Genomic DNA, 3,086 nt, shown 5'->3' on the forward strand with positions numbered 1-3,086 from the left:
TTTTTTTTTCGGGGGGTTATGTTTTTTTTAAGGGGACGGTGCCGTGTTCGCGCGCCGGCCCGCCGGCGCGCGAACACGGCACCGTCCTCGTCACCGGCGGCACCGGCGAGCTGGGCGGGCTCGTCGCCCGGCATCTCGCCGCCGCCCACGGTGTCCGTGATCTCCTGCTGGTCAGTCGGCGGGGGGCGGCCGCCCCGGGCGCCGACGCGCTCGCCGCCGAACTCGAACAGGCGGGCGCACAGGTCACGTTCGCCGCCTGCGACGTGTCCGACCGCGCGGCGCTCGCCGCCGTCGTGGCCGGAGTTCCGGCCGACCGGCCGCTGACGGGAGTCGTCCACACGGCCGGCGTCGTCGACGACGGGGTGATCACGGCGCTCACCCCCGAGCGCGTGAACACCGTCCTCGGACCCAAGTCCGACGCCGCCCATCACCTCCATGAGCTGACCCGTGACGCGGACCTCTCGCACTTCGTGCTCTTCTCCTCGGCCGTCGGCACCCTCGGCGGCGCAGGGCAGGCGAGCTACGCCGCCGCCAACGCCTACCTCGACGCCCTCGCCCGGGGCCGCCGGTCGCTGGGGCTGCCCGCGACCTCGCTGGCCTGGGGGCTGTGGGGCACCGGCGGCGGCATGGGCGGCCGGCTCGCCGACGTGGACCTGCGGCGACTGGCCAGGGCAGGACTGCTGCCGCTCGACGCGGAGCGGGGGCTCGCCCTGTTCGACCGGGCGTGGGCGGGCGACGAGGCCGTCCTCGTGCCGATGCGCACCGATCCCGCCGTCCTGCGCGACCGCGCCACCGCGGGCACGCTGCCCCCGGCGCTGCGCGACCTGGTCCCGCGGGCCCTCGACGGGCGGGGAACGTCCCGGGCGGGGCGGCGACCGGGATCCGGGGCCCCGAGGCAGGACCTCGACCGCGCCCCGGTGAACGGGGCGTCGCCCGACGGCGGTCACGCCGCCCGGCTGGCCGCGCTGCCCGACGCCGAGCGGGCCCGGACCCTGCTCGACCTGGTCCGGACGCGGGCGGCCGCCGTCCTCGACTACCCCTCGCCCGACAGCCTCGACCCACGCCGGTCGTTCCGTGAGGCCGGATTCGACTCGTTGACCGCCGTGGAACTGCGCAACAGCCTCGCCGCAGCCACGGGGCTGCCGCTCCCCGCCGCCCTCGTGTTCGACCACCCGAGCCCCGCCGCCCTGGCCGAACAACTGGACCGCCGCCTCCTCCAAGACGCCGACCGGACGGCCCCGGCGAGGCGGCCCGCGCTGCCCGCCCTCCTCGACCAACTGGAGGCGGCGTTCGCGGAGTTGGCCGTCGACGATCCCGAACGTCCTCGGGTCGCCGCCCGTCTGCGCACCCTGGCCGCGCGCCAGGCCGTCACTGTGGGCGCCCCGGACGGCGCCCCGCACGAACACGGCGGAGCCGACGTGGACACGCGCCTCGCGGCGGCCTCGGATGACGAGTTGCTGGACTTCATCCGCACGGAACTCGGCACGGATCTCGGCACAGGCCCCGGCACGGCACCCGGCACAGGTCTCAGCACAGCACCCGGCACGGATCTCAGCACAGCACCCGGCACGGCACTCGGCACTGAACCCGGCAAGGAGTGAACGGTTCACATGGCTGATGACAAGGAACTCCGCGACTACCTCAAGCAGGTCGCCGCGGAACTGCACCGGACGCGAGGGCGCCTGGCCGAACTGGAGTCGGCGGCCCGCGAACCGATCGCCGTCGTCGGCATGGCCTGCCGCTACCCCGGAGGCGTGCGGTCACCGGAGGACCTGTGGCGGCTGGTCGCCGAGGGCCGCGACGCCATCGGTCCCTTCCCCACCGACCGTGGCTGGGACCTGGGCGCCCTCTACGATCCCGACCCGTCGAAGGAGGGCACCTGCTACGTCAGTGAGGGCGGCTTCCTCGACGACGTGGCCTCCTTCGACGCCGCGTTCTTCGGGATCTCCCCGCGCGAGGCGCACTCCATGGACCCCCAGCAGCGGCTGCTCCTGGAAACCTCCTGGGAGGCGCTTGAGCGCGCCGGAATCGACACCCGGACCCTCAAGGGCAGCCGTACCGGCGTGTTCGCGGGCGTCTCCCAGCAGGACTACGCCACCCTGCTGACCGCCACCGAGGGCCGCGTCGACGGCCACGGCTCCACCGGGGTCTCCAACAGCGTGCTGTCGGGCCGGATCTCGTACGTCCTCGGCCTGGAGGGCCCGGCCCTCACCGTGGACACGGCCTGCTCGTCCTCGCTCGTCGCCCTGCACCTGGCGGTACGGGCGCTGCGGGCCGGCGAGTGCGATCTGGCGCTGGCCGGCGGGGCCACCGTGATGTCCACGCCCGATGTGCACGTGATGCTGTCCCGGCAGGGCTCCCTCGCTCCCGACGGACGGTGCAAGGCGTTCGGGGCCGCCGCCGACGGCGCCGGATGGAGCGAGGGCGCCGGTGTCCTCGTCGTGGAGCGGCTGTCGGACGCACGGCGCCACGGCCACCCCGTCCTCGCGGTCGTCCGGGGCACGGCGGTCAACCAGGACGGCGCCTCCAACGGGCTGAGCGCCCCCAACGGCCCCTCCCAGCAGAGGGTCATCCGTGACGCCCTCGCCGACGCGGGCCTGACCGCCGCCGACATCGACGCCGTCGAGGCCCACGGCACCGGCACCCGGCTCGGCGACCCCATCGAGGCCGACGCGCTGCTCGCCACGTACGGCGCCGCCCGTCCCGAAGGGCGCCCGCTGTGGCTGGGCTCCCTGAAGTCCAACATCGGGCACACCCAGGCCGCCGCCGGCGTCGGCGGGATCATCAAGATGGTGCTCGCGCTGCGCGAGCGCGTCCTGCCGGGGACCCTGCACGCCGACGACCCGACCCCGTTCGTCGACTGGTCCGCCGGTACCGTACGCCTCCTCGACCAGCTCCGCGCCTGGCCCGACGGCGGTGCCCCCGGACGCGCCGCCGTCTCCTCCTTCGGCGTCAGCGGCACCAACGCCCACGTCATCCTCGAACAGGCGCCCTCCGTATTCACCGAGGAGCGCGCGGACCCGGACCCGGACGCGGACCCGGACGCGAACCCGGTCCCGGTGCCGGACCCGGGCCCGGCCCCCGCC

General features: G+C 75.0%; 2 protein-coding genes. Both read left to right on the top strand.

Annotated features, from left to right (window positions below):
- Positions 1 to 1,601 (top strand): type I polyketide synthase (locus tag P1P70_RS42635; RefSeq protein ID WP_319247593.1); only part of this gene is annotated, 1,601 nt, incomplete at its 5' end.
- A gap of 9 nt (positions 1,602 to 1,610) precedes the next feature.
- The coding region (locus tag P1P70_RS42640; RefSeq protein WP_319247595.1) for a type I polyketide synthase at positions 1,611 to 3,086 on the top strand (1,476 nt) is incomplete at its 3' end.

Origin of the sequence: Streptomyces sp. MB09-02B, from assembly GCF_033794485.1 — a bacterium.
Taxonomy (GTDB): domain Bacteria; phylum Actinomycetota; class Actinomycetes; order Streptomycetales; family Streptomycetaceae; genus Streptomyces.